At 66.4% G+C, this 7140-nt stretch carries 10 protein-coding genes; 7 read left to right on the plus strand and 3 right to left on the minus strand.

Annotated elements, in window-relative coordinates; all coding sequences use genetic code 11:
* Window positions 1–463, plus strand: a 463-nt coding sequence (locus tag Q0982_RS23535; RefSeq protein ID WP_322097100.1) for a YHS domain-containing (seleno)protein, incomplete at its 5' end; no start/stop codon positions are given.
* 98 nt (window positions 464–561) lie between these two features.
* On the opposite strand, the gene Q0982_RS23540 is transcribed toward Q0982_RS23535, so the two are convergent.
* Window positions 562–1950, minus strand: a complete 1389-nt coding sequence (locus tag Q0982_RS23540; protein ID WP_299400428.1) for a PLP-dependent aminotransferase family protein — start codon at window positions 1948–1950, stop codon at window positions 562–564.
* Between the two features lie 223 nt (window positions 1951–2173).
* On the opposite strand from Q0982_RS23540, the gene Q0982_RS23545 reads away from it, so the two are divergent.
* The 4 genes from Q0982_RS23545 to Q0982_RS23560 all read left to right on the plus strand — a co-directional run bounded on the left by Q0982_RS23545 (window position 2174) and on the right by Q0982_RS23560 (window position 4223).
* Complete coding sequence (locus tag Q0982_RS23545) at window positions 2174–2341, plus strand: DUF1127 domain-containing protein (protein ID WP_299400429.1); 168 nt, start codon at window positions 2174–2176, stop codon at window positions 2339–2341.
* A gap of 30 nt (window positions 2342–2371) precedes the next feature.
* Complete coding sequence (locus Q0982_RS23550; protein ID WP_299400431.1) at window positions 2372–3154, plus strand: PhzF family phenazine biosynthesis protein; 783 nt, start codon at window positions 2372–2374, stop codon at window positions 3152–3154.
* Window positions 3155–3194: 40 nt separating this feature from the next.
* Entirely contained in the window at window positions 3195–3683 is a 489-nt protein-coding gene (locus Q0982_RS23555; protein ID WP_299400433.1) for a cupin domain-containing protein, read from the plus strand.
* A 90-nt stretch (window positions 3684–3773) separates the two neighbouring features.
* A complete protein-coding gene (locus Q0982_RS23560; protein ID WP_299400435.1) occupies window positions 3774–4223 on the plus strand; it encodes a MaoC family dehydratase in 450 nt (149 codons plus the stop codon).
* A gap of 47 nt (window positions 4224–4270) precedes the next feature.
* Here the strand turns inward: Q0982_RS23560 and Q0982_RS23565 are convergent, their stop codons facing one another.
* Together Q0982_RS23565 and Q0982_RS23570 are read right to left on the minus strand one after the other, a co-directional pair.
* A complete protein-coding gene (locus Q0982_RS23565) occupies window positions 4271–4573 on the minus strand; it encodes a hypothetical protein (protein WP_299400437.1) in 303 nt (100 codons plus the stop codon).
* A 105-nt stretch (window positions 4574–4678) separates the two neighbouring features.
* Window positions 4679–5062 (minus strand): hypothetical protein, encoded by a 384-nt coding sequence (locus tag Q0982_RS23570; RefSeq protein ID WP_299400439.1) that lies wholly within the window; start codon window positions 5060–5062, stop codon window positions 4679–4681.
* A 336-nt stretch (window positions 5063–5398) separates the two neighbouring features.
* Between Q0982_RS23570 and Q0982_RS23575 the strand changes: the two genes are divergently transcribed.
* On the plus strand, window positions 5399–6568 hold the full coding sequence (locus Q0982_RS23575; RefSeq protein WP_299400441.1) for a phosphoserine transaminase: 1170 nt from the start codon (window positions 5399–5401) through the stop codon (window positions 6566–6568).
* A 78-nt stretch (window positions 6569–6646) separates the two neighbouring features.
* Window positions 6647–7140, plus strand: a 494-nt coding sequence (locus tag Q0982_RS23580) for an NAD(P)-dependent oxidoreductase (protein WP_299400443.1), incomplete at its 3' end; no start/stop codon positions are given.

Here is a 7140-nt window from a genome sequence, read left to right on the forward strand (position 1 = left end):
GGTGCCGGCGACGGTAGAGCTGGCAGCGGCAGAGACCGAGGTCAACATCGTGGAAGGTTACGCCGTGCATGGCTATGACGTCGTGGCTTACTTCACCCAGGGAAAGCCGGTGGCAGGTAACGATCAGTTTACCGCGCAGTATGAAGGCGCCACCTATCGCTTTGCCTCTGCGGAGCACCGCGACACCTTCACCGCGGACCCGGCGCAATACGCACCCCAGTACGGCGGATACTGCGCCTTCGGGACGGCGATGGGCCGCAAGTTTGATGGCGATCCCAACGCCTGGGCCATTGTCGATGGCAAGCTCTACCTGAACCTGAACAAGAACATTCAGGCGCGCTGGAAAAAGGATGTGCCTGGCTTCATCCGAGGTGCGGAGAACAACTGGCCGCTCATCCGCAGCGTCGCCGATGCGAGCCTTGAGGCCTCAACGCCTGCCGGCGTGACCATCGGCGCCCAGTAATCTCAAAGGCGTCGGTGCGTGAGCTATGTCATGCGGTGCCGCCGAGAGGCCGCATGACATACGCTCCGCGCCGCTCGGCACATTGGCCCCTCGCGGGGCTAGACCACGTTGCTGAGCGTGTAGCCGGGGCCCTCGCTGAGCTGCTCGGCCAGGATGGCAAGGCCGCGGCGCAGTTCCCCGTGGTCGCGCGGCGGGCCGAAGCAGACGCGCACCGCCGGCGCGCTCTCGCGGCGGCCGACCATGAAAGGATCGCTGGGCGTGACCAGGACGCCGCGGCGCTCCGCCTCTTCGGCGAACTCGCTGGAGCGCCAGGGCTCGGGCAGGCGCAGCCAAAGGAAGTTGGCGCCCTCCGCGCAGTCGAAGTCCCAGCCCGTCAGGACCCCGCGGGCGACCGCGCTGCGCGCCACGGCCTCCTTCTTGCGTCCGGCACGGACTTCGGCGGCAGCCCCGCTGCGGATCAGCTCGGCGGTGATCTCGCCGGTCAAGGGGCAGGCCATCCAGCAGGAACTGTGAACCGCGCTGCCGACGCGCTCGCGCGCCTTTTCCGGCGCCACCACATAGCCGATGCGCAGGCCCGCAGCGACGGTCTTTGACATGCCGACGACGTAGAAGCCCAGCTCCGGCACCAGGGTGGTGAGCGGCAGCGGTTCCGTTCCGTCCAACTGGCCGAAGGTGTCGTCTTCGACGATCGCGACGCCGAACTGCCGCGCCACCGCGGCCAGCGCGCGGCGCCGGTCCTCGGACATCGTCAGGCTGGTCGGATTGTGCTGGTTGGGGCAGACGAAGAGCGCTTTCGTATCGTGGGTGCGGCAGGCCTCCTCGAAGGCGTCCGGCAGGGGACCGTCGGCATCGCGGCGCAGGCCTTCGAGACGCAGACCGAGCAGGCGGGCGAGACTGCGGATCCCCGGATAGGTCAGGGAATCGCAGACGATATGGTCTCCCGGCCGTGTAATGGCGGCCAGGGCGACCATCACGCCGTGATGGGCGCCGGCGGTTAGCGTGAGCTCTTCGGCCTGCACCCGGTAGCCCGCGCGGCTGATCCAGTCAGCCCCGGCCTGCCGGTGTTCGATCAGACCGCGCTGTGTCTGGTAGGCCATCATCTCCAGCGCGCGCGGTCCGCTGGCGACGCGCGCCATCACCTCGGCGATCACGCCCTCGTCGGCGCCGGGCATCGGCGGCGCCGAGCGCATGTGGATCGTCCCCGGCGCCCGGTCGTGCCAGCGGTGCAGGTTCTCGTTGCTCGCCGGCACATTCACGAAGGTGCCGCGGCCGATCTCACCAGTGGTCAGGCCGCGGCGCTCCGCCTCCGCGTAGGCGCGGCTGACGGTGCCGACGGTCACTCCCAGGGTCCAGGCCAGATCGCGGTGGGTCGGCAGGCGGTCGCCGGCCTTCAGCCGGCCCCCGGCAATGTCCCGGGCCAGCGCCTCGGCGATGGCGAGGTAGCGCGGGCCCTCGATGCTGCTCAGTTCGGGAGTCCATTTTGTCATGATGACAATAATACAATTGACCCCTACAGAGCGCAACAATAAATACATTGTCCGAGATATTGATGGATACAATTTAGCGATTTTGGAGGATAAAATGGATACAATTTTGAAGCCTCCGGTTTCCCCGGGACGGCTGGGCCGTCCGGGTTCGGACCGCCAGCGGCGGCCCGGCCGCGCGACGGTCTCAACGTCGGGCCCAAGGCTGCGCCCGGGATCCGGCGTTGTGGCGCGAAGCTGGCTGATCCGCGCCCTGGACGCCCTGGCGCTCTGGCAGGAGCGCGCCGCCGGCCGAGCCCATCTGGCGCAGATGGACGAGCGGATGCTGAAGGACATGGGCATCGGCCGTGCCGAGGCGGATCGCGAGGTCCAGAAGCCCTTCTGGCGTCCCTGAGACCCGCAGTTCGAACAGGAGATACCGCGCATGACGGAACTCGCGCTCTACCAGGTCGACGCCTTCAGCGATGCCGTTTTCGCCGGCAACCCGGCGGCAGTCTGCCCGCTGGACGACTGGCTGCCCGACGAGACGCTGCAGGCGATCGCGCAGGAAAACAATCTCTCGGAAACGGCGTTCTTCGTGCCGAACGGCAGCGGCTATCACCTGCGCTGGTTCACCCCGGCCTTCGAGGTCCGGCTCTGCGGCCATGCGACCCTGGCCTCGGCCTTTGTCATCACCAGGCTGCTGAAGCCGGAGACGGAGAGGGTGCAGTTCGAAACGGCCAGCGGCCCGCTGATCGTGAGCCGGCAGGGCGAGGCCTTCACCATGGACTTTCCGGCCCAGCCGCCGGAGCCCTTCAACGACGGCGACGCGGTCTTCGAGATCCTGGGCTTTCGGCCCCAGGCGGTCCTGGCCTCGGAGAAGATGATGGCCGTGCTGGCCGGCGAAGCCGAGGTGCGGGAGGCTGAACCCCACATGGAGCGCATCAAGCACCTGCCGGTCAAAGGGTTGATCCTCACGGCGGAGGGGGAGGACTGCGACTTCGTTTCCCGCTACTTCGCGCCCCACGCCGGCATCCCGGAAGACCCTGTGACCGGCTCGGCCCATTGCGTCATGGCGCCCTACTGGGCGGAGCGTCTCGGCAAGACGGTGATGGAGGCGCGGCAGATCTCCGCACGCGGCGGGAGCCTGACCGTCGAGCACAGGGGCGAACGCGTCCTGCTCACCGGCAAGGCCGCCCTCTATCTCGAAGGACGCATTCGGGTGTAGACTGCTCTGCCGCAATCAGACTTCAGATGAGATCAGCGGCATGAAAAAAAATTCGGACGCGCCGGTTGCACCGGCGCTCGACCCTTCCACTTTGGAGCCGCGCCTTGGCTCCTCCTATCCCGCGCCCTTCCGCGACTCCTGCGGTGCCCGCGAAAAACGGGCACTGGGCGATCCGCTGGGGCTCACCCAGTACGGCGTCAACCTCGTGCGCCTGCCGCCGGGGGCGCTGTCGTCCCAGCGCCACTGGCACACAAAGGAGGACGAATTCGTCTATGTCCTCGAAGGCGAGGTGACGCTGGTGACCGACGGCGGCGAGCAAGTCCTGCGCGCCGGCATGGTTGCAGGCTTTCCCGCCGGCAAGGCCGACGGCCATCATCTGGTGAACCGCAGCGAGGCCTGGGTGGTTTATCTGGAGGTCGGCAGCCGCTCTGACGAGGACGAGGCGCACTACCCGGATATCGACCTGGCGCTGGTGCGGCGCGACGGCCAGTGGCTCTTCACCCACAAGAACGGGGAGCCCTGGGAATGAGCGCCCGGACCACGCCGGCTATCCGCCCGGCGGGCGCCTGACCCCCTTTCTGCCGCAACACCCGATCTACGTTTCGAGAGGTGCACTACGGTGCAAGCGCTTTACTTTGACGACTTCGAGCCCGGCCAGCAGTTCCACAGCAAGGGCGTCACGATCACAGAGTCCCAGATCCTCGACTTCGCCCTGCTCTACGACCCCCAGCCCTTCCATCTCGACAAGCGCGCGGCGGAGGAGGGGCCCTTCAACGGCCTCATCGCCTCCGGCTTTCAGACCCTGTCCCTGGCGTTCCGCCTGTTCTACCAGGCCAATGTCATCAACGCCTGTTCCATGGGCTCGCCCGGCTTCGACGAACTGCGCTGGGTCCGCCCGGTGCGCCCCGAGGACACGCTGCGGGTGACCGCGACGGTAAAGGAGATGCGCCCTTCGAAATCTAAGCCCGACCGCGGCACGCTGCTGATGGACTACGAAGTCTTCAACCAGATCGGCGAGGTGGTGATGACCTTCACCGCCATCCACATCCTGGCGCAGAAGCCAGCATAGCGCCACATCACGAGTGTCACGCCGAAACGGTGTTCCGTCGGCTGCAATCAGGCCGGGGTCCCTGAGAGTCGCTCGGAAAGGCCCAATATGATGAAACAAATGGCGGCCAGCAGCGCACTATAGAGGAAGCGGTCGATGTACTTCCATTTCTGAGGTGGCTGATTCCTGCGAAACAGAAAACGAAAAGGAACAAAGAAATCCGCAGCGTGTTCACGCCAGCTCGGATGTGGTTTGTGAAAGCTGTCGTTGAGTTTAATGCCGCTGTGGATGAGAATCACGATGGCTCCTAGTAAGACGATGCCGGCGATGCTAGGCGCTGTTTCTAGGAAAAACACTGCAATCCAGTCCACGGGCGGCAGTCCGATCTAGTCAACTCATTCCGGTTCGCGCTAAGGCATCGCTCACAGCGACCAATAGTGGGAAGGAGAAGCTGAAGGCAACGAGCAAGCGATGGATCATTTAGGGACTCCCAATTGGCTCTGCCGTTCGAGAAGGCCGTCGTAGTGACCGTCCTGCAATTGACCAACGACAACCGATTGGTCGAGCTTAAGGACCGAAAGCAGCTTCTGTAAGGTCGCACCGTAGGCAGGGTCGCGGGCGTCGACACTTACCGTGACATCGGTTGTGGGCCCTTGTTCGCCCCATTCGAGGATAAACCGCGTGCCGTCGCGCAGTTCCAGGAGGACGTACTGGACCCACCCGAGACCGTCCTCTTCGATGCGGTCCGGCTCGAAACCGTATATTGACACCAACTCCGCCATCGTCGCCCGGATGGCGGCGACGCTACGGAAAGGCCCTGGCGCCCAGTCGTCGGCGATGATCTGTTTGAATCCTGTCACTGCTCCTCGCCGTGGCTTTGCCCTCTATCCGCACAGAGAACGCATAACCCCTGAGCTGAGAAAGAGTATCGCCGAGACCGCGTTTTGGCGCCAGAGGCGGCCGTGCGGCGATGCCGCGAAGCGTCGTGGCGCGGCCTTTTCTGACCCCTTGGTCAACTTTGCCGTCTGCGACGCTTTGGCGCCGGTTTGCGGCGTTTGGACAATTGACGCAGTGCAGCATGGTGCTAGTATCGCGCCTCTTTCGGCGCCCCGGCCTTGGGGCGCCGTTCCGTCAACCGGGGTGACGGCGGACCGGTCCGGTCCCGCGGCACCCGAAGCGTTTTAAGGAGCAGCCTCATGAATGCCGCCCGCCCGGCCCTCCGGCCTGGGAACCCTTGCTTTTCCTCGGGACCCTGCGCGAAGCGCCCGGGTTGGTCCCTGAGCGGTCTGAGCGAGGCGTCCCTGGGCCGATCTCACCGGGCCAAGGTGGGCAAGGCCAAGCTGGCCGAGGTGATCGAGCGCTCCAAGGCGCTGCTGGGGCTGCCGGCGGACTACCGCCTGGGCATCGTCCCGGCCTCCGACACCGGCGCGGTGGAACTGGCGATGTGGTCGCTGCTGGGCCCGCGCGGCGTCGACGTGCTGGCCTGGGAAAGCTTCGGCAAGGGCTGGGCGACCGACGCCCAGAAGCAGCTGAAGCTGGACGACCTGCGCATCCTGGAGGCGCCCTACGGCGCGCTGCCGGACCTCGACCAGGTGGACAGCGACCGCGACGTGGTCTTTACCTGGAACGGCACCACCTCGGGCGTGAAAGTGCCCGACGGCATCTGGATCGCCGACGACCGCGCGGGGCTGACCCTCTGCGATGCCACCTCGGCGGCCTTTGCCATGGAGCTGCCGGCGGCCAAGCTCGACGTCATCACCTGGTCCTGGCAGAAGGTGCTGGGCGGGGAGGCGGCCCACGGCATGCTGGCCCTCAGCCCCCGCGCGGTGGAGCGGCTGGAAAGCTTCACCCCCGACCGGCCGCTGCCGAAGATCTTCCGCCTCACCAAGGGCGGCAAGCTGATCGAAGGCATCTTCAAGGGCGAGACCATCAACACCCCCTCCATGCTGGCGGTGGAAGACGCCCTGGACGGCCTGAAGTGGGCCGAGGAGATCGGCGGCCTGCCGGCGCTCATCGCCCGCTCCCAGGCCAACCTGCAGGCGGTCGAGGACTGGGTCGCCCGCTCCGACTGGGCCGACTTCCTGGCGGCGCGCCCAGAGATCCGCTCCTCCACCTCCATCTGCCTCAAGATCGTCGACCCCTGGTTCCTGGCGCTGGACGGCGACGGCCAGTCCGCCGCGGCCAAGCGCATCGCCGCGCTGCTGGAGGACGAGGGCATCGCCTTCGACATCGGCGGCTACCGCGACGCGCCGGTGGGCCTGCGCCTCTGGGGCGGCTCCACCGTGGAGTCCGCGGACATGGCCGCGCTGCTGCCCTGGCTCGACTGGGCCTACGGCCTGGTGAAATCGGAGAAAGCGGCGGCCTGACCGGCATCCAGCCCTACATCTAGAGACATCATCCGGCCCCGCGCAGACGCCGCGGCGCCGAGGACAAGGGACATCGCTATGCCCAAGGTTTTGATTTCGGACAAACTGAGCGAGCGCGCGGCGGAGATCTTCCGCGAGCGTGGGCTTGAAGTGGACGTGAAGACCGGTATGACGCCGGAAGAACTGAAGACCGTCATCGGCCAGTACGACGGCCTTGCCATCCGCTCCGCCACCAAGGTCACCGGGGAGATCATCGCCGCGGCCGACAACCTGAAGGTCGTCGGCCGTGCCGGCATCGGCGTCGACAACGTCGACATTCCCGCCGCCACCGGGCGCGGCATCGTGGTGATGAACACGCCGCACGGCAACTCCATCACCACCGCCGAGCATACCATTGCGATGATGTTCGCGCTGGCCCGCCAGATCCCCGCCGCCGACCGTTCGACCCAGGCCGGCAAGTGGGAGAAGTCGCGCTTCATGGGCACCGAGCTGACCGGCAAGGTGCTGGGGGTCATCGGCTGCGGCAACATCGGCTCCATCGTGGTCGAGCGGGCCCAGGGCCTGCGCATGCG

The organism is Pelagibius sp. (assembly GCF_028281305.1).
In the GTDB taxonomy this organism is placed as follows: domain Bacteria; phylum Pseudomonadota; class Alphaproteobacteria; order Kiloniellales; family Kiloniellaceae; genus Pelagibius.

Coding starts and splice junctions, on each gene's coding strand:
- Q0982_RS23540 (WP_299400428.1), bottom strand. CDS start 1,950: ATGACAAAATGGACTCCCGAACTGAGCAGCATCGAGGGCCCGCGCTAC.
- Q0982_RS23550 (WP_299400431.1), top strand. CDS start 2,372: ATGACGGAACTCGCGCTCTACCAGGTCGACGCCTTCAGCGATGCCGTT.
- Q0982_RS23555 (WP_299400433.1), top strand. CDS start 3,195: ATGAAAAAAAATTCGGACGCGCCGGTTGCACCGGCGCTCGACCCTTCC.
- Q0982_RS23575 (WP_299400441.1), top strand. CDS start 5,399: ATGAATGCCGCCCGCCCGGCCCTCCGGCCTGGGAACCCTTGCTTTTCC.